Consider the following 20,217-nt stretch of genomic DNA (forward strand, 5'->3'; position numbering starts at 1 on the left):
AGGCTGTGGGTGAGATCGGGGCCATCTTTACCGATGCCAACTCTTGTTACGCACTCGCTTTCAAGCGCAATGGCGTGACCGTGCCACATTTGGAAACAAAGGCGCAAACCCACCTGATTGAGTCCTCTAATTCCTCAATCAGGGACAATCTTGCGCGGCTCAATCGGCGGACAAAGCGCGTCTCCAAAACAGTGCAGATGCTCGAGATTACGCTCAATCTGTTCTTCAACAGACACCTCATAAGGAGTCCCAAATGAACAGTCCCCCCGCTTGCGGGGGAGGGTTGGGGTGGGGTGATTGGGTTTGGCGAAAAGGCCCCTCACCCGGCGCTACGCGCCGACCTCTCCCCTAGGGGCGAGGTAAGAAAGCGTGCTCGGGGCGACTAACCCCTGATTGCAGAGGATCAAAAACATGGCGACGCTGGCGCTTTCGGTGGTTGGGCAGTTTGCGGGCGGGATGATTGGCGGGCCGATTGGAGCAACGATCGGGCGGGCGCTGGGGGCGGTGGCCGGGAGCGCGATTGACGCGGCGCTGTTTGGGCCCAAGGAAGAGACAGCTGACCGACCCATGTTCGACGTGCGCCTAGGCGGATCGAGCGAGGGCGGTGGGATAACCCGGCTTTATGGCTGGGGGCGGTTGGCGGGCAATATCATTTGGGCACGTGAGCTGCTGAGCCAGGTGACGGAGACCTCGGGCTCGAAAGGGTTCTCTCCGCCAACGCAGGCCGAAGAGGAAGTGTTCGCTAGTTTCGCCGTGGCCTTTTGCGAAGGGCCGGTGGCGCGGCTGGGGCGGATTTGGGCTGACGGACAATTGCTCGATACGCGCGGGCTGAACCTCAGGTTCTACGCTGGCGATGAAACGCAAATGCCCGATAGTCTGATTGAGGCGGTGCAGGGGGCAGGCAATGCGCCAGCGTATCGGGGGCTTTGCTATCTCGTCGTTGAAAACCTGCCGCTGAGCCTCTTTGGGAATCGGATCCCACAGCTGTCGGCGGAGCTGTGCCGCGTTGTGGGCGACCTCGAACCCAATATCAGAGCCATCACTGTTATCCCGGGCGCGACCGAATTTGGCTACGACCCGGTGCCGCGTGTTCGCGTGACAGGGTTGGGGAGCGGGGTGAGCGAGAACGCTCATCAGCTGGCAGGGGTCAGTGATTGGACGGTATCGATTGATGAGCTGGTGGCGCTGTGTCCGAACCTTGAAAATGTGGCGCTTGTGGTCTCGTGGTTTGGCGATGATCTGCGGTGTGGGCACTGCTCAATCGGGCCGCGTGTCGAGGGAGCAACACGCACTATTGCCGGAACGAGTTGGTCGGTTGCAGGGCTAGAGCGCCATGAGGTGCCGGTGGTGTCGAGCCATGGTGGTGGCCCTGCCTATGGCGGCACACCATCGGACAATGCGGTGATCGCGGCGATTGCGGACCTCAAGGCGCGGGGGCTGAAGGTGACGCTCTATCCGTTCATTCTGATGGATATTCCGAGCGGGAATGGCAAGCCGGATCCTTATGGTTGGGGCGAGCAGGCCAGTTACCCGTGGCGCGGGCGCGTGACCTGTCACCCGGCGCTTTGGCAGCCGGAGACGGCGAATGGCACTGCCGATGCTGATGCTCAGGTCGCGGCCTTTGTGCCGGGTTATCGCGCGCAGATTTTGCATTATGCTCGGATGGCAAAGGACCACGGCGTCGATGCACTGCTGATCGGCTCCGAGCTTGTGGGGCTGACGGGGGTGCAGGGAGCGGCGGGGGACTTCCCGTTTGTCGATGCGCTGGTGATGCTCGCTGAGGACGTGCGGGCGATTGTTGGGTCATCGGTGAAGCTGACTTATGCCGCGGACTGGTCCGAGTATTCTGGTGTGCAGCGCGATGGGGGGAAGATTTTTCACCTCGATCCGCTGTGGGCCAGTGACGACATCGATGCCATCGGGATCGATTGTTATTTTCCGCTCAGTGATTGGCGCGATGAGGAGGGACAGGCTGACGCCGCCCATGCGCGTACGGGATATGAGCTGGATTATCTTAGGGGCAATCTGGTCGGTGGTGAGGGCTATGACTGGTATTACGCCAGTGAAGCGGATCGGCGCGCGCAGGTGCGGAGCCCGATTAGCGACGGGGCGCATTTTGAGCACTGGATTTGGCGCTACAAAGACATCGCAGCGTTCTGGGGTGAAGAGCATTTTGACCGCCCAAGTGGGGTGCGCGCAGAAACGCCGACCGCTTGGGTGTCTGGCTCAAAGCCTATTTGGCTGACGGAAGTTGGGTGTGGGGCGGTCGACAAAGGCGCCAACCAACCCAATATTTTTGGCGACGAAAAGAGCGCGGAAGACGGGCGGCCTTATTTTTCGACGGGTGTGCCGGATGGTCTGATCCAGCGTCAATTGCTGCGCGCTCATTTCGCTCACTGGGACGATGCCGCAATGAACCCTGCGGGCATGGTGGCGCTGGACCGGATCTACTGTTGGACCTGGGATGCGCGGCCCTATCCAAGCTTTCCCAATCTCACCACTGTGTGGGCGGATGGCGACAATCATCGCACCGGGCATTGGCTGACAGGCCGCTTGGGTGCGCTATCGAATGAGGAGATGATGGCCGCCATTGCGCAGGATTTTGACTGTGCAGTTGCGGGCGTGGCCGCTGCGCCGCTGATCGCCGGGCTAGAGGTGGGTGCCCCCATGACGGCGCGTGGGGCGCTGGAACCCGTGCTCGATATGACGGGACAATCGCTGGTGGCGCGCAATGGGGCGGTGGTTGGGACAATCGCTCGGGGTCCCGCTCAGTTGACTATTGCGCTTGATGATTTGGTCGATAAGGAGCGCGCAGCGGTTCTGTCGCGGAGGCGCGGGCAAGCCGAGGAAAAGGCTGATCTGCTGAGTCTGGGCCATTTTGATCGGGATAAGGACTATCTGGCTGCGACCGCGACGGCGGTTCGCCCCGGCACTGGTCCGCTAGTGTCGATGCGCTTTCCGGTGACCTTGGATAGTGCTTCGGCACGGCAGGCCAGCGAGCATTTGCTGAATGTGCGGGGGGCCGCGGGCGACCAGATTGAATTTGCTCTGCCACCAAATGCCTTGGCGCTGGAGCCGGGCGATATTGTCGGGATCGAAGGCCTATCGGAAGGCCCGTTTGAGATTAGCGAAATCCGAGACGGTGCCGTTCGCAAAATTACCGCCAAGGCTCTGGCGCGGGGGGACGCGGTGGCGGTGGGCGTTGAGGTCTCACGGTCACGCGCGACACCGCCCCAACCCGATGTGACCCCGCACTTTGTTCTTGCGGAGCTATCACCGTCACCAGAGGATCCGTTGCGCTCGCGCATTGCTGTGGCGGCATTTGCCCGCCCCTGGCCGGGCAGCATTCGCATCACAGACGCGGTGACAGGCGCCGCGCTAGGACAGCTCAATCGGCCATCTGTGCTTGGCGCTTTGGCCGAGCCTTTAGGCGTGGGCGATCACGGCACTTGGGACGAAGACCACAGCCTCGATGTTCAACTGCTGTCTGGGCATTTGACGAGCGCCTCAGAAGCGGCGGTGTTGGCCGGGAGCAATCGGCTTGCCGTACAAACCAATGCCGGAACTTGGGAGATCGTCGGGTTTTGTGAGGCCGAGTTGGTGTCGCCTAACCGCTATGTATTGAGCAAGCTATGGCGAGGGGCCGGGGGAACAGATTGGGCTATCGGCCCGACGGATGCAGGCAATACGGTAATGCTGATCGATGATCGCCCGCTGATTTTGCCGGTGGATGCCTACCGCCTCGGCACAGAGATCGAACTGCGGTGTTACGCCGGGCCGACAGATATGACCGGCATGGCCTTGAGCATTGCGCCAGACCCTGCGCCGGTTTTGCCTTTGGCACCCGGACGTCTCGCGGCAGAGCGGGAGCCCAATGACGACATCATCTTCACTTGGAAACGACGCAGTCGAGCGGTTGGGGATGGATGGAGCGGGGCGAACCCGCCGCTGGAATACATCCCGGAAGCCTATGAGCTGAGCGTGGTGTCGAGTGGCATTGAGGTGCGTCGCTTTGCGGTGAGCACAGCCTCAGTTGTCTATTCTAAGGCACATCAGATCGCTGATTTCGGGGGCCTCGCCAGCAGTTTTACTTGGCGTGTCGTACAGGTGAGCCCGCTGCTTGGCGCCGGGCACAAAGCGGAGGCAGTGTTTGATGACTGAACGATTTGAGCGCTGCCTAGCGCATGTTCTGGCCCACGAGGGATGCTATGTTGATCACCCGCTCGATCCGGGTGGTGCGACCAACAGGGGCATAACGCGAAAAGCTCTCGCGCAATGGCGGGGCGTGGTGCCATTCACCCAATTGTCAAAATCGGCGGTGCGGGCGCTGACACGCGCTGAGGCTGCGGCGATTTATGAGGCAAACTATTGGCGCGTTTGTCGTGCTGGAGAAATGCCCGCCGGTGTTGATCTGGCCGTGTTTGACTATGCGGTTAATTCCGGTCCGAACCGCGCAATCAAGGCTTTGCAAGTCTGTCTCGGTGTACCGGCTGACGGCAAGATTGGCCCGGTGACGCTGGGCGCTTTGGCGCGTGCCCGGCCAAGGCTGCTCATCAATGCCTTGTGTGATCAGCGCATGGGCTTTCTCGGAAAACTCGGAACGTTTGTCACTTTCGGTAAAGGGTGGACGCGCCGGGTGAGTTCGGTCCGCACGGCCGCTCTTGGCATGGCGGGCGATATCCAGACGTCAACGCAACTGGAGGGATTTCCAATGTTGGACGGCTACAAAACCTATATTGTGTCTGCGATCATGTTGCTGGTGGGACTGGCGCAGCTTTTGGGCATTGATCTGCCCGCCTTTGACCAAGCGTCAGCGGGGAACTTGATCATCGAGGCTTTGGCCTTTGTGTTCCTACGCAAAAGCGTGAAGGGGGTGTTGGCACAGAGCTAGCGCCTTGTCATTGCATCTGCGCTGAATGATACTTGTCGCGTCGCCCGTGAAGGGTGGCGCGCTTTTTCCTTACGCCCATACAGTTTGTTTCGTTTGATTGCCTCATTCAGGTCCCATTCAGCAAACTGCTTGTATTGATGGTTTCATGAAACCGAACCTGAACATTTTCGCTGTCGCCGCGGCCCTCGTTATGGCTCTGTTCGTCACTTTTGGGACGACGGAGGGTGCTGTGGCCCAGAGCTGCCTCGATAAGCGCCAGATACAAGAGGCGGTCTCCTCGGGGCAGATCAAGTCTCTCGATGCCGTCTTGGCTTCGGGTGGCGTCGACGCGAGCGCGGACATTTTGAATGTGCAGGTGTGTGATGAAGGTGGGCGCATGGTCTATGTGATCGCTGTTCTCACCTCAGACGGTCAGGCCAAAAATTTGGTATTGAGCGCGCAGTAAGTCATTTCTATCGGGGTCAATGGATGCGCATTCTGGTTGTCGAAGATGACGTCAATCTCAACCGCCAACTCAAAGAATCCTTGCTGGAAGCTGGCTACGCGGTGGATGTCGCGTTTGACGGCGAAGAGGGGCACTTTCTCGGTGACACCGAACCTTATGATGCTGTGATCCTCGACATTGGCCTGCCGCAAATGGACGGGCTTTCGGTGCTCGAAGCGTGGCGTCGCGCCGGCCGGGTAATGCCGGTGCTGTTGCTCACGGCACGCGATCGGTGGAGCGACAAGGTTCAAGGTATTGATGCTGGCGCTGACGACTACGTCGCCAAACCCTTCCATATGGAAGAAGTGCTGGCGCGCGTGCGCGCCCTCGTCCGGCGCGCGGCGGGTCACGCGAGCAATGAAATTTCCTGCGGTCCGGTACGCCTAGATGTGAAATCGGGCAAGGTTACAGTTGATGGTAGCGCCATCAAACTCACCAGTCATGAGCTGCGCGTTCTGAGCTATTTGATGCACCATAAGGACAAGGTCATCTCGCGCACTGAACTCACCGAGCACCTTTATGATCAAGACTTTGATCGCGACAGCAACACTATCGAAGTGTTCGTTGGTCGGTTGCGCAAGAAGCTGCCGGAAGATTGCATTCAGACCGTGCGCGGGCTCGGTTACAAAATCGTCGGCGATGGCGCCGCGTGAGGTCGACTCGTGCTGCGTAAAGGCTCCATAGCGGCCTCGCTGTTCATCTTCTCCGCTATCTGGCTTGTGGTGGCGCTCGTCGCCACAGGCTTTCTGCTGGGCGAGCTCTATTCGCGCTCACAAGACCGCACGCTTGCAGAGCAGGTCGACTTCAACGTCGAAGGTCTTACGGCGGCTCTGCTCGAAGCCGGTGATCCAAGTGACCTTGGCATTGCGCTTGCCGATCCGCGTTTCGGCCGACCACGGTCTGGCTGGTATTGGATCATTCGGAACGATGAGGGGGAGCTGGTCAACCTCTCTGACTCCGTTGTCGGTATCGACCTGCCAGAGCTTTCAAACCCGCTCGACATCATGGGACGCCGCAGCGCCGTGGTGGAAGATGCATTTGGCACCAAGCTGAGGGTGATTGAGCGCGCTGTGTACCTCAATCAAGAGCGGTATTTTATTGCGGTCTCAGGCAATCTGACCCAGATTCTCGAACAGGTGGGAATTTTCCGCTACCAAGCGTTTATCGTGCTGGGGGCGGTCGGGGCCATGCTGGCGATAATGAGTGCGGTGATCGCGCGTTTTGCACTGCGACCAATCTCTCGACTGAGCGAAGCGGTAGAGGCGGTACGCGAGGGGGATAGTCCAGAAATTTCAGGGACCTATCCCGTTGAAATTGCCCCTTTGGCAGAAGAGGTCAATGCGCTGCTCCGGTCGAATACGCAGATTATCGAGCGGGCGCGCAGCCAAGTGGGCAATCTTGCCCACGGACTAAAAACCCCCATTGCCGTGCTGCGCAATGAGGCAGGGAGCGACAAGAGCCCCCTAGCGCAAGTTGTGACGGCCGAGATCGAAAAGATGGGTACGATGGTCTCGACCTATCTCGATCGCGCACGCTTAGCGGCGCGCACCTCCGTCGTTGGCAAAAAGTCAGATGCGAAGTTGGCATTGGAGCGGCTGTGTCGCGTGATGGATAAGATCCATCGCGACACGACGGTGACGCTCGATCCCATTGATCCAAAACTCCCCTGGTTCCGGGGCGATGAGCAGGACTTTGAGGAGATGGCGGGCAATCTCATCGACAATGCTTGCAAGTGGTCGAACGGCGAAGTGCTGGTGAAATTTCTCGCCGAGCGAAAAGACCGCACAATCCAGTTGCTCCTGACCATTGATGACAATGGTCCAGGACTGTCTGCCGAGGAGGCAGAGAAAGTTTTGCGTCGTGGCGTGCGTTTAGACGAAAAGACTCCCGGGAGTGGCCTCGGGCTGGATATCGTCAAAGAGCTTGTCGACGTGTATGGTGGCAGCTTGGACTTGAAGCGATCAACATTAGGCGGGCTCTTGGTGGAACTCCGGCTGCCCTCCGCGCGTCTAGGAAGTGTGACACGGCAAAATGCCGGGTGACGCACTTTCGCCGCAATAGGCCAACAAGTACCGACAGAATGACCGTGAGGGCTAGTTTGAATATGAATCGCACCGCTTTAATTGCCGCTCCGCTGTTGGCCTTGGCCCTTGCGGGCTGTTCGAGCACTGGCAATGCGCCCCAGCAGGTTTATCAAGCGCCGGTCGCACAGGCGCCGGTCGTGATGCAGCCGATGGTGCCTGCTGCCGCACAGGTCGTGCAGACAGCACGCCTGACAACCTCCATCGCCAACGGCTTCGTTGACCCGGCAGCAGTCAGCCTGATGACCGCCAAGGATTCCAGTGAAGCCAATAGCGCACAGTTCTATGCGCTGCAGTTTGGCCGTCCGGGCGCACCGCGTCAGTGGGCTGGTGATCGTGGCACTACTGGCTCGGTTGCCGTTGGCCCTTACGTGCGTGTCAACAATCTCGATTGCCGCGATTTCACACATACTGTGAAGATCAACGGCGCTGAATATGTGAAAAAAGGCACGGCCTGCCGCGAGGGTACTGGCAACTGGAACGTGGTCCAGAGCGCAGCTTGATCCATATTTGGGTCAAGAAAGAAAAAGTTTATTTACCATCGCCATTTAGGTTTGGGGTTAGGACTATCCCAAACCTGAAGTGTCAATGAGCCAGACCGCCCCAAAAACTGACGTACCAGCGTCTGTGCCGAGCCGTTCCTCTAGCCGCGTCTCGGCCCGCTCTAAGCCTTTTTGTGGGCTAATTGATCCAATCCTCGTTGAAGAGCCAGTGCTCTACTCATTCTCAGGTTCGATTAGCCGCGACGCGGCCGACGCAGCTTGGACTTGGGTCCTGCGTGACCTGTCCAGTGACATTGTTTCAGCTGCCGCGGTCGAAAAGGGCACTTTACGGTCTGGTGACCTGGCTCCCGCAATTCCCGAAATTCTCCAGCGTATGCGCGCAGCGCTAGACGAGGTTGATGGCGATATTGAGCGCCTCCATCGTTTCCGCGCGCAATACGGTCGCGACAAAGCACGCGAAGAAATTGAAGTCGTCATGTCGGCGCTCCGCGCTCGCTCGCTTTTGCCAAAGGCGCAGGCGTTCGGGAAGGCGATCAATGCCATCAACGACGACGCTGCAATGGCGACTGCCATTCAATCCATGCCTCTCAAGGATGCGCATCTGGCGGCCCTGATGTTCCAGGCGGCATTGGGGCATGTGTCGAACCCCTCGCGCATGATTACGGCCATGCTCAAGATCTGTGGTAAGAACACGGATGACGCTGTAGCGCGCTATGGGTTTAACCCGATTGTGGAAGCCTTCTTGGCACATGCGCAGAACCAGCTTCAGTATCTGCGGATGAGCGGTCCTTTTGCGGACGTCGATATGGTTTGTCGTGGGCTGGATCGCTACCATCGCTTGGTGCGTGCGCTGACCGGCAATATTGAGTTCACCCGCGGTAGCTCGGCCACGAAGGTTCTGGCGGCACTAACCAAATCTGTCTCTGATCGGGTTGAGCCTCGCCTCAAGGAAGTTGTGCCAGATCTCAATCAGGCGCTGCGCAAGCCCCGCGAGGGCGTTGACCGTTTGGACAACGACAAGATTTTGAGCGCCATTAGCGGCATGTATCTGCTGGCTGCTGTGCGCGATAGCCGCGAGTCACTGGCGCTCAATGCTGTGTATGACCAAGCGTGGACCCAATCTGCGCAGGCATTAGAAATTCACATTCAGCGTTGCCTCGACGCCGCTCGCCAGAATCCAAGTGATACTGTGAACGGCGCTCGACTGGATGCGGCAATCCAGATGGCGGAAATTCGTTTCAACGCTGAATATGCCGAAACTCTGCGTCGGGCTCGCGCTGCTGCCGAACGTCGTGGCTAATCGGTAATGCTTTCGATCCGGGCAGCGATCGTGCTGCCCTGGTCTCGAATAGAGACGGGGAGCGCTGCTTGGAAGGCCTCCGCCGTCAACAGCGCAATTGGTCCTTCAGGATTGTGGCGCAGCACCACGCCAATCGCCTTGTCCGCCTCGCGGCTGTCCGAGTTACGGAAGATCAGCGATCCGCCCGAAACCATCCGCTGATCGGCGATAAAGAGTTTCACCACCTTCGCTTGCTCCCCATAACGCCCCGATAGATAGGTCGGCACATCCGTTTTCGGCGCCGCGTCTACTGTCGGTTCGACGTGGGTCTTCATGCCTAAGGGCGGCGACGGGGTGCGCTCCGCTGCGATGGTGCTGGTCATCGTGACTGGTATCCAGCCAAGGCAAGTCGCTGCCGTAATATCGTTGAGGGACAGCGCTACGGCCATTTCGGATATTGCGGGCAACGGGTCGGCTGCATTCGGGACGGACTGTGGTCGAGCGAGATAGGACGTGCTGGCATCCAAATAGCTTGGCGCGGTCGCTAGCGTTCGTGCGATGGCCAGTGGCGCATCGGGTGTTTCATAGAGCGGGTCTATCAAGACCTCTTCAATTTGCTTTCTGGGGCTTCCGAAGAGAAGATCAATCGCATCAGCCCCGCTCTGGATACAGGCGGTCCGCGTTTGATATCCGGCGACGCTTCCGGCGAGGGCAATGCCCTCTAGCGAACCGATAACCTCAAGGCAGTGATTTTTGCTGTTCCAATGGCTCTTCCCTCCCGCCATATGCCAAAGGTCCAGATTGGCCTGCCACCCGCCGTTTACAATCAATCGTGACGTCGTGACAGGTTCTTGGTTCGCACTGTCGAAGTGCACATGCAAAGTTGAGCCCGTGAAGCGCGCATGTTCGACGTAACTCGATGGCACCTGAACCAAGCCGTAAGCACGGCTGAACTCGATATAGCGTGAAGCCGGATTGGGGCGAGTATCTAAAACTCGATTGACGGCAATGCCCGCTTCTCTTGCCTTCACGGCAAGGCGGTAGGACGTGTTTGTGCTGGTCGCAAACAGCGCTGAGCGGCCCGGCCAGATGCCGAAGCGGGTCGCAAGCTCATAAGCTTCGAGTGAACCAATGACGCCAGGTAACCGATTGCCTGAAAAGAGCGGGAGCCGCTCGAGGGAGCCAGTGGCAATGACCAAATGCGGGGCCGCGATGTCGACTAGTTTGCTGGTGACACCATCCACATGCGTCTCAATGCTATGCACCCGCACCATGCCTTGCCGGATAGCAATTGCCTTCCTGTTGAGCAGGACCCGAATATTGTGGTTGGTAGTGACAGTCTGGCTGAGACGCAGCATGGCGGCTTCAGCGCTGTCTTCGCCCTCTTGAGCGCCGAACAGGCCCGAATGTCCTCTTAGAGCTTGATCCGCCTCAATCAAAATAACGGACAAGTTCTGGCGCGATGCCGCTAGCGCGGCCGCCATCCCCGCAACACCGCCCCCGACAACCACCACATCAGCGCCTAGGTGTTCGGCCGCAGCCGCGTTGCGCCACGGCTGAATTTGGCGAAGGCCATCGAGAGCGAGGCCGAGCGTCTGGCCGCCTTGAAAAAGCATCCTGAGGCCGCCAACAGAGGGCTTGGGGGCAGTGACATAACTCGCTCCCCATGTGATCGGCGTACGCGCCATGGGTAATGCTGCGGGTACATCGCCGAGCGCGTCGACAGAATAAATGTGAGGCAATGCTCGCGCTGCAAGACCGATAGGAAAGCGAGAATGCAGGCCTAAGCTGATGATGCCCGACGCGACGAGCGCAGAGTAAACAGTATCGCCAGCGTAGCCCGAGTACATGCGCCCGTTTAGCCGGAAACTTAAAGGTCGTGACCGATCAATCCATTGACCTGAAAAGCCGCTTGCACTGTCGGCGGGAAGCCGGGCGGGAGTTCGGTTCATGACGAGCTCGCTATGCGTGTCGGAACAGCTTCTGATGGCGATTTGTTCGTACGTGTGACCAAGCGCTCCGCAAAATATGCAGCTTCAGTCTCCGTTGGGACGCCCCCGATCCAACGCGCCAGGGCTGGCACCAAAAAGCTCGCATATGGTTCCGCCGACAACACCACGTCTGCGCCCAAACCGATCCCCACACGCCCAAACGCAGGCAGGCCGTCTGTCGTTAGGAGACGGGTGAACTGGCGTTGCCCGACGATTTCACCGCCGCCAATGGTCTCCAGCAGCCGCTCAGCATCGGCATAAGCGAGGGTCGTATCGCCGACAGCAATCAGGCTCACGCCGCCCCCGGACAGGCTCACGAGGGACGACCCGCTGTCGATGTCAAAGACCATGGGCGCTACCAGTGGCCGATTGGGTGCAATGAGAAGGCTAGAATAGATTTGTCGACGGACAACGCGCGGCCACTGAGGCAGAGGTAGGTGATCGACTAACGCTTGGTCATCCAAGAAAATTGTCTGCCGAAACGCGAGTGTTTCGTCTCCGATGCTTAATGTCGAAGACCCGTCCTTGAGCAGTTTTAGGCCCTGGCTTGTCGCGCGAAGAACGCCGAGGTCATCCAGCCATCGGTTCAAATGAGGCTCAACCCCAATGAGATCGAGGTGGACTTGGTCAGCGAAAGAAAAACCGATGCTATCGCTCGGCAACAGGTGAGGGCCGGTCACCTGCGCTGTGTGGCCGTGTAGGGTCGCCATCGTTCGGATGTGAGAGAGGGTCTCTCTGGACACTTGGTTTTGAGCTAAACACAAGGCGTTGCCGCGCCGAATAGCGGCTTTTGCGCCTATTCGACCCAAGAGTTTGAGTGTTTCTGGAATGGTCTGTTCGAGCAAGCTCCAATGCTCGGGCCGCGTTAGAGGGGCAAACGAGCTGCAGCTGAACTGTGGCAGCCTGAAGCGCACCTGATTATCTCCCAGCAGAACACAACGTCGTTTGTGATCACGCGTCAGGAGCGCGGCGAGGAGCTTAGTAGCCGGGCTATTTCCAATGATAGCAAAGTCATAGAGTTTATTGCTCATTTGGGATCGCTGCTATGGCCTGACCATCCTGTGGCAAAGCGTCCCCATTTTTGAGCAGGCAACGGGTGGCATTTCGCCATATTCGGACTATACATGCAAACCCATTGCCGACCGTGGCAGACGAGCGTTTAGGCCCCATGATTTTCTGGTTTATTGCCATCGCCATTACAGCCGCAGCCTGCGTTGCTTTAGTCTATGCGGGCGCTGGCAGAATGGTCAATTCATCAACTGCGCAAACGCCCGAGGCGACAGATCAATTCCGAGCATTGCTTGACGGCATTGATGCTGACCTTGCGAGCGGCAAGCTCGACGAGGAGCAGGCGCGTGCCGCTAAGGGCGAATTGGCCAGGGAAATGCTTCGGGCCCGCAAGGATACTCGCCTTCGTTTGAGTGGCGAACTGGGGCGTGCGCCAGTCATCGTAGGCGCCGTGGCCGTTGCCGTGATCGCTTTTGGTATCTATGGGTTTCTCGGTCGTCCCGACTTGCCGGCAAACCCACTAGCGGATCGGCAGGACGTTGCTGCGCAGTCGATCGATCTCGATGCTGCAATCGCGAGCATCGAAGAACGCCTGAAGCAAACACCGGACGATGTGCGCGGTTGGGCCGTCATTGGCCCTGCGTATATGCAGTTGGGTCGGTTTGATGATGCCGCCAATGCTTTCCGTACGCTGATGGATCTGAGCGGCGAAACGCCTGAGCTTCTGACCGCCTATGCCGAAGCACGCTTGTCTGGGCCGACGGGTGCAGGCGCGGAAGACGCAATTGCTGCTCTGCAAAAGGCCGCTGAAGACCCAACCCATGCCCGCTCGCGTCTTTATCTGGCGGCTGAAGCGATGCGTGTTGAAGATTATCGCGAAGCAGAGCGCTTGTGGAGCGCCGCGATTGCTTTGGCTGAAGGCACGGAGCCTTGGCTCGCCGCCGCTCGTCAGGGCCTCGTCGTCGCGCAGAATGACGGCGTCGACAACACGCTCGAGCAGCAAAATGAAATGATCGCCGCAATGGTCGGTGGCCTGTCTGAACGCCTCTATGCGTCCGGCGGCACGATCGAAGAATGGCAACAACTGGTTCAGTCTTACATTGTGCTGGACGACTTGGATAACGCGCAGCGCGCTTACGATGCTGCCGTTGTCGCCTATCCGCTGACCTTTGATCGCGGTGAACTTGACTCTCTGGCGCTAGGCGCCGGTCTTAAATTGAATGGAGGCACGCGATGACCATGCAGGCTCCCGCCCGTCGCAAGGGCATGACCCGTAAGCAGAAGCGTATTGCTGTTATTGCTGGCTTGGCTGTTGTCTTAGCTTTGGCGACCACTTTGGTTTTGACCGCGCTGCGCGACCAGATCGTGTTCTTCTATACGCCTGCCGACATCTCAACCAAGGAAGTGGCTGTTGGACAGCCAATCCGTCTCGGTGGCATGGTTCAGGACAAGAGCTGGGTTCGCAACGGTCAGGACAATATTTTCATCATCGAAGATGGTGCTGATCAGATCACGGCCAAGTTCGTCGGCATTTTGCCTGACCTCTTCCGCGATGGTCAGGGTGTCGTTGCCGAAGGCAGCATCCAGCCAGACGGTAGTTTCCTTGCGACCAACGTTCTCGCCAAGCATGATGAGAATTATGTCCCGCGTGAAGTCGTTGAAGCCCTCAAAGAAAAGGGCGAGTGGTACCCAGAGGCGACCGAATGAACATCGAATTAGGTCACTTCGCGCTTATTCTTGCCTTTGCACTGGCCTGCGTTAGTGCCGTTGGTGGCCTGACTCTTTGGCGACGCGGTGATCGCCTCGCCGCCGTTCTGAGCCAAGCGGCGATTTTCCAGCTTGTGCTGGTCGCTGTGGCATTTGCCACAATCGTTCAGGCTTTCATGGAGTCGGACTTTAGTCTGGCGCTGGCCGCGAATAACTCGCACTCCCTCAAGCCTCTGATTTACAAAATCTCGGGCGTTTGGGGCAATCACGAAGGCTCCATGGTTCTCTGGGTCCTGATCCTTGTGCTCTTTGGTGCAATGATCGCTGCGTTTGGCCGCAATTTGCCAAGCGATCTGAAGAACCTGGTTCTCGGTTCGCAAAGCATGTTGACCGCGGCATTCGCCGGTTTCACGATTTTTACCTCAAACCCATTTGAACGCATGAACCCGGCTCCTCTTGAGGGGGTCGGGCTCAACCCTGTGCTGCAAGACATCGGCTTGGCTATTCACCCGCCGCTGCTGTATCTGGGCTATGTGGGTTTTTCGATCTGCTTCAGCTTTGCCATCGCGGCCCTGATTTCGGGTCGTATCGATCAGGCTTGGGCGCGCTGGGTGCGTCCTTGGACCATGCTGAGCTGGACTTTCCTGACCCTCGGCATCGCAATGGGGTCTTACTGGGCTTATTACGAACTGGGTTGGGGCGGCTGGTGGTTCTGGGACCCGGTTGAAAACACAAGCTTTATGCCATGGCTCTCGGGTACGGCATTGCTGCACTCGGCCCTGGTCATGGAGAAGCGCAACGCGCTCAAGATATGGACAATTCTTCTGTCCATCATCACCTTCTCGCTGTCGCTCCTCGGTACCTTCCTCGTCCGCTCCGGTATTCTAACGTCGGTTCATACCTTCGCATCCGACCCGACCCGCGGCATGGTCATCCTTGCCATTCTGGCGGTGCTTATCGGCGCGGCATTTGTTTTGTTTGCAGTGCGCGCGCCAGCGTTGCGTCAGGGTGGCCTGTTCCACCCCATCAGCCGCGAAGGGGCGTTGATCCTCAACAATCTCTTCCTCGCGACCGCAACGGGCGCAATTCTGGTCGGTACACTCTATCCAATGCTGCTCGACGCTTTGGTCGGCACAACCATCTCTGTCGGTGCGCCATTCTTTAACGTCAGCTTTGGCGCTCTGATGGTTCCGCTGCTCATCCTGCTGCCTTTCGGTCCTTTGTTGGCGTGGAAGCGTGCGGATATCGTGGCCGTGGCGCAGCGTTTGGCCGCTCTCGGTGGCCTGGCCCTGTTCTTGACCATTCTCCTATCTGCGCTGGGTGGTGTTTCGATCTCGCTGGTGCCGATTGGCTTGCTCTTGGGCTTCTGGGTCGTTTTCGGCTCCGTTGCTGAACTCATCGAGCGCAGCAAACTGGGCCGCATCCGTTTCTCTGATAGCCTACGCCGTTTGGCTGGGCTGCCCCGCAGCATTTGGTCGACCGCCATTGGCCACTTGGGCTTGGGCATCACCGTTCTCGGGATTGTCAGTGTTACCGCTTGGGAAAGCGAATTGGTGACGACGCTTAATCCGGGCGAGCAGGCTCAGCTTGCCGGCTACACGATTACCTTCGATCGGTTTGCCGAAGTGCCGGGGCCAAACTACATGGCCGATACTGGCTTCTTCACGGTGACCTCCACAAGCGGCGACGTTTCAAAGCTTGCTGCTGAGCGTCGGTATTATGTCGGTCAGGGTTCGCCAACCACCGAGGCGGCGATCAACTCCTATGGCTTCTCCCAGCTCTATGTGCAGCTCGGCGAGCCGTTGGATGATACCCATGTCATTCGTGTTTGGCACAAGCCTTACATCCTTCTGATCTGGATCGGATGTTTGGTCATGTCCTTCGCTGGCTTCCTCTCGTTGACTGATCGTCGTTTGCGCGTTGGCGCGCCTCAGACAGCGAAGAAGCCTGTCGCGGAGGCCGCAGCATGAAGCGGTTCATCTTACTCGTCACTATCCTCCTCTCGCTGACCAACACGGCCTATGCCGTGCGTCCGGACGAGATTTTGCCTGATCCTGTTCTCGAACAACGGGCTCGCGATATTTCCGCGGGTCTGCGTTGCATGGTCTGTCAGAACCAATCTATCGACGACAGTGACGCTGATCTGGCGAGATCCTTGCGGGTTTTGGTGCGCGAGCGCCTTGTCGCAGGCGATAGCAACGAACAGGTCGAACAATTTTTGGTCGATCGCTACGGCGAATTTGTGCTGCTCAATCCGCGTTTGAACATCAATACGATCCTGTTGTGGATCGCTGCGCCAGCGCTCTTAATCGTCGGCTTGATCAGCTTAATGTTTGCCCGCCGTAAACATTCTGGCACCAGCATCACCGAGCTGACCGCAGAGGAGCAGGCCGCCCTCGACGAACTCCGTAACGGGAAGTAGGACGCTTCCCGCCACATTCGCGCCGCCAACATTGCTAAAGCTTAATGTGCACGCAACTTCAAAGAAAGGCGTGCCGTTCCATATGTATCCCCATAAGCGAGTTTGAGCTTAACCCTAGGAGATACATTCTCATGCGTTCGACTGTTCTTTCGCGCACCCGTCGCTGGCTCGGCGCATCCGCACTGGCGATCATTGCTGGTGTGAGTGGCGTTACTGGCGCTTACGTTTTGACTGGCTCTGCGGCTAACGCGCAATATCAGAATGCCGCTCAGATCGTGGTCCCTCAGGCTAACGTTCAGCAAGGTTTTGCTGATCTGGTTGAAGCCGTGCAGCCTGCGGTTGTTTCCATTCTCGTTGAAGCCGAAGCGCCTGGCCGCCAAGTTGAGCGCCGTGGCCGTGACTTCAACTTCGAGTTCAATTTCCCTGACTTGCCAGAAAATCACCCATTCCGTGATTTCTTTGATCAGTTCGGTGGCCCACGTGGCGGCCAAGCACCAGACCGTGCGCCGCGCCCACGTCAGTTCATGGCTGCCGGCTCTGGCTTCATCATCTCCGCTGACGGCTATGTCGTCACCAACAATCACGTGGTGAGCGACGCGACCAAGGTCACCGTTATCACCGAAGACGGCACTGAAAAGGTCGCAACTGTTGTTGGTACTGACGAACGCACTGACTTGGCTGTTCTCAAGATCGAAGGCGAAGATCTGCCGTTCGTGACCTTTGAAGACACTGCAAGTCGTGTTGGTGATTGGGTCGTTGCTGTCGGTAATCCCTTTGGCCTCGGTGGCACCGTGACTGTCGGTGTTATCTCCGGCAAGGGCCGTGACATCGGCGGTTCGAGCTACGGCGACTTCCTGCAGATTGACGCTGCCGTGAACACGGGTAACTCGGGTGGTCCTGCGTTCAACGTCAATGGTGAAGTGGTTGGCGTGAACACTGCCATCTATTCGCCAAACGGCGGCAACGTTGGTATCGCATTTGCCATCCCGGCAAGCACCGTTAAGCAGATCGTCAATCAGCTGATTGATACTGGCTCGGTCACGCGCGGCTATCTCGGCGTTGCGATCCAGGACGTCACCAAGGACATCGCTGAGGGCGTAGGTCTCTCGACCGCGACCGGTGCGATCATTTCCAACCCAAGCGCTGACGGTCCTGCTGCGGCAGCGGGTATCAAAGCTGGTGACATTGTCCTCATGGTCGATGACGAAAAGATCGATGATGCCCTCGATCTGAGTCGCACCATTGCCAGCCACGCTCCAGACTCTACCGTGGAGCTGACCCTGTGGCGCGATGGCGCTGAGACCAAGCTTTCGGTTAAGCTGGGCACTTTGACTGAAGAAGTCGCGAATGCGACGACCGATGAAGAAGCGCCTGCGCCGGAAGTGATTGAGCCAGAAGTCACCAAGACCCTCGGCATGGCCCTGGTTCCAAATGGCGACGGTTCGGGCGGTATGCTGGTCCAGAGCGTTGAAGACGGCTCACAAGCTGCCGAACGCGGTCTGGCAACAGGCGACATCATTCTCCAAGTCGACAACCAAAGCGTTGCCAGCGCTGCGGACTTCGACAAGGCCATTGAAGGTGTTAAAGGCAAGGGCTTGAATACGGCTCTGATCATGGTCGACCGAAATGGCGCGACCCGGTTCATCGGCCTGCCGCTCGCCGAATAACTGATCCTGAGCCCCGGAGTACGCTCCGGGGCTTCTTCTGTCCGATGGGGTACTGGGCATGAAAATCCTGCTGATCGAAGATGACCGCGAGGCGGCCAGCTATCTCATCCAAGGCTTGGATGAAGCAGGGCATGTCACCCACCATGCTGCCGATGGCGAAACCGGCTATGCGATGGCCTCGGGCATGGACTACGACGTCCTGATTGTTGATCGTATGCTGCCGCGCCGCGATGGTCTGTCCATCATCGAAAGCCTGCGTGCCGAAGGCGATCAAACCCCCGTTCTTATTCTTTCCGCCCTTGGCGAAGTCGACGACCGCGTCACCGGCCTGAGGGCAGGGGGCGACGATTACCTGACCAAGCCTTATGCCTTCACAGAGTTGCTTGCGCGTGTCGAAGTGCTGGCGCGCCGCTCCAGCCCCTCCGAAGCTGCCACGAGCTATTCTGTGGGCGGGTTGTCGCTTGATCGTCTATCGCGAAAAGTCGAGCGCGATGGCGAAACCATCCTTCTCCAGCCCCGCGAGTTTCGCCTCCTTGAATATCTCATGAAGCATGCGGGCAAGGTTGTGACCCGCACGATGTTGCTCGAAAATGTCTGGGACTACCACTTTGATCCCCAGACCAATGTCATCGACGTCCATATGTCCCGGCTGCGCTCAAAGATCGACAAGGGCCATGCGTCCCCGCTGCTGCATACCGTGCGCGGTGCTGGTTATATGATCCGGGACTAGAGCATTGCTGCGCAATTTCGCTCAGGTTTGGCGCACATCCACAGTTCGTCTGACGGCAACTTTCATTGCCATCTTCGGCGTTTTCGCCATTCTGCTGATTGGCTTTATCTCGTGGCAATCAGCGCTCCAAATCCAGCGCGAACAAGCCAAACAAATTGACAGTGAAATCCGGCAGTTGCTCCAGATTGAAGCGTCTGACGGATTGCGAACCTTGGCGCTGGCGGTCAACCAAATCTCCGCTCGTCCGGGACCGGGGCTCTATTTCCTTGGTGATGTGAATGGCCAGTACATGCTGGGCAATGTCACCGAAATGCCGCCTGAGGTTTTGCAGGAGCCCGGTGTCTACAATTTTGATTATGAGCGTGAAAACCCGCTCGATGAGATGAATGGTTCGCCGCAACGGCCCAAGTTCACGGGCGTAGCGATTGCGCGTTCTATCACGCTGCAGAGTGGCCTGCGCCTTGTGGTGGGACGAGACGTTGGGCAGCAGCGCGGCTTTTCCGCCATCATCCTGCAGAGTTTCTTTGTTGGCGTCGTCGGCATCATTTTGTTCTCTGTCATCGCTGGCGGTCTGACCGCGCGGCGCGTGCTGCGACGCATCGATACGATCCGCGAAACCTCCACCAAAATCATGTCCGGCAATTTGTCGGAGCGCGTGCCGGTTACGAGCCGCAATGATGAGTTTGATGGTCTGGCAACAAACCTCAACGCCATGATGGATCGTATTGAGCAATTGCTGCAGGGCCTCAAAGAGGTCACCGACAATGTCGCCCATGATCTCAAAACGCCGCTGACCCGCCTTCGCAGTCAGGCCGAAGCGGCGCTGCGCGACAACGCCAGCGAAGAGACGCGCGAACAAGCACTGGAGACGGTCATCGCGGAAAGCGATCGCCTCATCCGCACCTTCAATGCGCTATTGATGATCGCCCGCGCCGAGGCTGGCGCGCCATCCGGCACTCTCGTCGAGACCGATATTTCTGCCATCGTCGAAGACATGACCGAACTTTATGCCCCCGTCGCAGAGGACAGCGGCATTGAGGTCGTGGCCAATATTGAGCCCGGCATTACCATCAATGCCAGCCGCGAATTGATCGGGCAGGTGATGGTCAATCTGCTCGAAAATGCCGTAAAATATGCCAAGCCGGAAGATGGCAGTACGGGGCGTATTGACGTGTCTCTGGCTCGACAGAATGGTTTTGTCCGCATTGCGGTGGGCGACAATGGCTCTGGAATTCCCGAGCAGGACCGCGAACGCGTTCTCGAGCGTTTCGTTCGGCTCGAAACCAGCCGGTCCGAACCCGGCTCTGGTCTTGGCCTTGCGCTCGTCAACGCCGTCGCCCGATTGCACAACGGCCGGTTTAGCATTGAAGACAACGCGCCGGGCGTACGGGCCGTGTTGGAGCTGCCGACAAACAGCTAACCGTCTGCGGCAAAACAATTCGCCGCTTGGCGCT

17 protein-coding genes are annotated in these 20,217 nt (G+C 58.3%); 15 read left to right on the plus strand and 2 right to left on the minus strand.

Going from position 1 to position 20,217, the window contains the following annotated elements; genetic code table 11:
- The 8 genes from JHC09_RS08980 to JHC09_RS09015 form a co-directional block, all read left to right on the plus strand.
- A partial coding sequence (locus JHC09_RS08980) for an IS1 family transposase (RefSeq protein ID WP_199531677.1) occupies positions 1-257 on the plus strand: 257 nt, incomplete at its 5' end.
- Positions 258-411: 154 nt separating this feature from the next.
- Positions 412-4,161: a glycoside hydrolase/phage tail family protein gene (locus JHC09_RS08985; protein ID WP_199531678.1), complete on the plus strand. Its 3,750-nt coding sequence runs from the start codon at positions 412-414 to the stop codon at positions 4,159-4,161.
- Complete coding sequence (locus tag JHC09_RS08990) at positions 4,154-4,891, plus strand: glycoside hydrolase family 108 protein (RefSeq protein ID WP_199531679.1); 738 nt, start codon at positions 4,154-4,156, stop codon at positions 4,889-4,891. The genes JHC09_RS08985 and JHC09_RS08990 overlap by 8 nt, the downstream gene beginning before the upstream one ends.
- 145 nt (positions 4,892-5,036) lie before the next feature.
- Positions 5,037-5,336, plus strand: coding sequence for a hypothetical protein (locus tag JHC09_RS08995; protein WP_199531680.1), 300 nt, complete (start codon positions 5,037-5,039; stop codon positions 5,334-5,336).
- Positions 5,337-5,359: 23 nt separating this feature from the next.
- On the plus strand, positions 5,360-6,028 hold the full coding sequence (locus tag JHC09_RS09000; protein ID WP_169194675.1) for a response regulator transcription factor: 669 nt from the start codon (positions 5,360-5,362) through the stop codon (positions 6,026-6,028).
- Positions 6,029-6,037: 9 nt separating this feature from the next.
- The gene (locus tag JHC09_RS09005; RefSeq protein ID WP_199531681.1) at positions 6,038-7,417 is read left to right on the plus strand and encodes a HAMP domain-containing sensor histidine kinase; all 1,380 of its coding nucleotides are present in this window, start codon (positions 6,038-6,040) and stop codon (positions 7,415-7,417) included.
- Positions 7,418-7,479: 62 nt separating this feature from the next.
- Positions 7,480-7,959 (plus strand): RT0821/Lpp0805 family surface protein, encoded by a 480-nt coding sequence (locus JHC09_RS09010; protein ID WP_210338135.1) that lies wholly within the window; start codon positions 7,480-7,482, stop codon positions 7,957-7,959.
- Between the two features lie 85 nt (positions 7,960-8,044).
- Entirely contained in the window at positions 8,045-9,259 is a 1,215-nt protein-coding gene (locus JHC09_RS09015; protein ID WP_199531683.1) for a hypothetical protein, read from the plus strand.
- Here the strand turns inward: JHC09_RS09015 and JHC09_RS09020 are convergent.
- Positions 9,256-11,190 carry an FAD-dependent oxidoreductase gene (locus JHC09_RS09020; protein ID WP_210338136.1) on the minus strand — a complete coding sequence of 645 codons (1,935 nt, stop codon included), beginning with the start codon at positions 11,188-11,190 and terminating at the stop codon, positions 9,256-9,258. The genes JHC09_RS09015 and JHC09_RS09020 overlap by 4 nt on opposite strands.
- The gene (locus tag JHC09_RS09025; protein WP_199531685.1) at positions 11,187-11,939 is read right to left on the minus strand and encodes a hypothetical protein; all 753 of its coding nucleotides are present in this window, start codon (positions 11,937-11,939) and stop codon (positions 11,187-11,189) included. Before JHC09_RS09025 ends, JHC09_RS09020 begins: the two co-directional genes overlap by 4 nt.
- Positions 11,940-12,397: 458 nt before the next feature.
- On the opposite strand from JHC09_RS09025, the gene ccmI reads away from it, so the two are divergent.
- The 7 genes from ccmI to JHC09_RS09060 all read left to right on the plus strand — a co-directional run bounded on the left by ccmI (position 12,398) and on the right by JHC09_RS09060 (position 20,183).
- Complete coding sequence (ccmI, locus tag JHC09_RS09030; protein WP_199531686.1) at positions 12,398-13,474, plus strand: c-type cytochrome biogenesis protein CcmI; 1,077 nt, start codon at positions 12,398-12,400, stop codon at positions 13,472-13,474.
- Positions 13,471-13,944, plus strand: a complete 474-nt coding sequence (gene ccmE / locus JHC09_RS09035) for a cytochrome c maturation protein CcmE (RefSeq protein ID WP_248308948.1) — start codon at positions 13,471-13,473, stop codon at positions 13,942-13,944. Before ccmI ends, ccmE begins: the two co-directional genes overlap by 4 nt.
- Positions 13,941-15,914: a heme lyase CcmF/NrfE family subunit gene (locus JHC09_RS09040; RefSeq protein WP_199531687.1), complete on the plus strand. Its 1,974-nt coding sequence runs from the start codon at positions 13,941-13,943 to the stop codon at positions 15,912-15,914. The genes ccmE and JHC09_RS09040 overlap by 4 nt, the downstream gene beginning before the upstream one ends.
- On the plus strand, positions 15,911-16,366 hold the full coding sequence (locus tag JHC09_RS09045; protein ID WP_169194683.1) for a cytochrome c-type biogenesis protein: 456 nt from the start codon (positions 15,911-15,913) through the stop codon (positions 16,364-16,366). Before JHC09_RS09040 ends, JHC09_RS09045 begins: the two co-directional genes overlap by 4 nt.
- A gap of 131 nt (positions 16,367-16,497) precedes the next feature.
- Positions 16,498-18,033, plus strand: coding sequence for a Do family serine endopeptidase (locus JHC09_RS09050; protein WP_169194684.1), 1,536 nt, complete (start codon positions 16,498-16,500; stop codon positions 18,031-18,033).
- A 58-nt stretch (positions 18,034-18,091) separates the two neighbouring features.
- Positions 18,092-18,763 (plus strand): response regulator transcription factor, encoded by a 672-nt coding sequence (locus JHC09_RS09055; RefSeq protein ID WP_169194685.1) that lies wholly within the window; start codon positions 18,092-18,094, stop codon positions 18,761-18,763.
- Between the two features lie 4 nt (positions 18,764-18,767).
- A complete protein-coding gene (locus JHC09_RS09060; protein WP_199531688.1) occupies positions 18,768-20,183 on the plus strand; it encodes an ATP-binding protein in 1,416 nt (471 codons plus the stop codon).
- The last annotated feature ends 34 nt before the right edge of the window (positions 20,184-20,217 follow it).

It is taken from the genome of Devosia sp. MC532 (genome assembly GCF_016461625.1).
Taxonomy (GTDB): domain Bacteria; phylum Pseudomonadota; class Alphaproteobacteria; order Rhizobiales; family Devosiaceae; genus Devosia.

Coding starts and splice junctions, on each gene's coding strand:
- JHC09_RS09055 (WP_169194685.1), top strand. CDS start 18,092: ATGAAAATCCTGCTGATCGAAGATGACCGCGAGGCGGCCAGCTATCTC.
- JHC09_RS08985 (WP_199531678.1), top strand. CDS start 412: ATGGCGACGCTGGCGCTTTCGGTGGTTGGGCAGTTTGCGGGCGGGATG.
- JHC09_RS09025 (WP_199531685.1), bottom strand. CDS start 11,939: ATGGCGACCCTACACGGCCACACAGCGCAGGTGACCGGCCCTCACCTG.
- JHC09_RS09050 (WP_169194684.1), top strand. CDS start 16,498: ATGCGTTCGACTGTTCTTTCGCGCACCCGTCGCTGGCTCGGCGCATCC.
- JHC09_RS08995 (WP_199531680.1), top strand. CDS start 5,037: ATGAAACCGAACCTGAACATTTTCGCTGTCGCCGCGGCCCTCGTTATG.
- JHC09_RS09020 (WP_210338136.1), bottom strand. CDS start 11,190: ATGAACCGAACTCCCGCCCGGCTTCCCGCCGACAGTGCAAGCGGCTTT.
- JHC09_RS09045 (WP_169194683.1), top strand. CDS start 15,911: ATGAAGCGGTTCATCTTACTCGTCACTATCCTCCTCTCGCTGACCAAC.
- JHC09_RS09015 (WP_199531683.1), top strand. CDS start 8,045: ATGAGCCAGACCGCCCCAAAAACTGACGTACCAGCGTCTGTGCCGAGC.
- JHC09_RS09040 (WP_199531687.1), top strand. CDS start 13,941: ATGAACATCGAATTAGGTCACTTCGCGCTTATTCTTGCCTTTGCACTG.
- JHC09_RS08990 (WP_199531679.1), top strand. CDS start 4,154: ATGACTGAACGATTTGAGCGCTGCCTAGCGCATGTTCTGGCCCACGAG.
- ccmI (WP_199531686.1), top strand. CDS start 12,398: ATGATTTTCTGGTTTATTGCCATCGCCATTACAGCCGCAGCCTGCGTT.
- JHC09_RS09010 (WP_210338135.1), top strand. CDS start 7,480: ATGAATCGCACCGCTTTAATTGCCGCTCCGCTGTTGGCCTTGGCCCTT.
- ccmE (WP_248308948.1), top strand. CDS start 13,471: ATGACCATGCAGGCTCCCGCCCGTCGCAAGGGCATGACCCGTAAGCAG.
- JHC09_RS09000 (WP_169194675.1), top strand. CDS start 5,360: ATGCGCATTCTGGTTGTCGAAGATGACGTCAATCTCAACCGCCAACTC.